Source organism: Enterobacter cloacae complex sp.6700776 (assembly GCF_048284255.1).
Classification (GTDB): domain Bacteria; phylum Pseudomonadota; class Gammaproteobacteria; order Enterobacterales; family Enterobacteriaceae; genus Enterobacter; species Enterobacter intestinihominis.
This window is the reverse complement of sequence record NZ_JBLVYK010000269.1, coordinates 1-275: the sequence shown is the minus strand read 5'-3', so window position 1 is coordinate 275 and position 275 is coordinate 1. Positions and strand designations below refer to the sequence as shown.

Genomic DNA, 275 nt, shown 5'->3' with positions numbered 1-275 from the left:
CCCTTTTTTGAATCTAACAGCATCAATAGAGGACAGGATCATGCCTAAAGGACAGTGTTTATGTGGGTCAGTCAAACTGACTATCAATCAGCCTATCGATACCGTTCATGTTTGCCACTGTGGCATGTGCCTAAAATGGAATGGTGGTCCTGGAATGACCATCGGCTATGAAGGCGAACCTGAAATTGAAGGTAGAGAGTTTATTACTCGTTTCGCTTCATCGGAATGGGCCGAAAGGGCTTTCTGTAAGCAGTGTGGTACGCATCTATTTTATC

General features: G+C 44.4%; 1 protein-coding gene. It reads left to right on the top strand.

The window, feature by feature from the left end:
• Window positions 1–40: 40 nt before the first annotated feature.
• On the top strand, window positions 41–275 hold a 235-nt coding region (locus ACNQ0T_RS24205), incomplete at its 3' end, for a GFA family protein (RefSeq protein WP_417930494.1).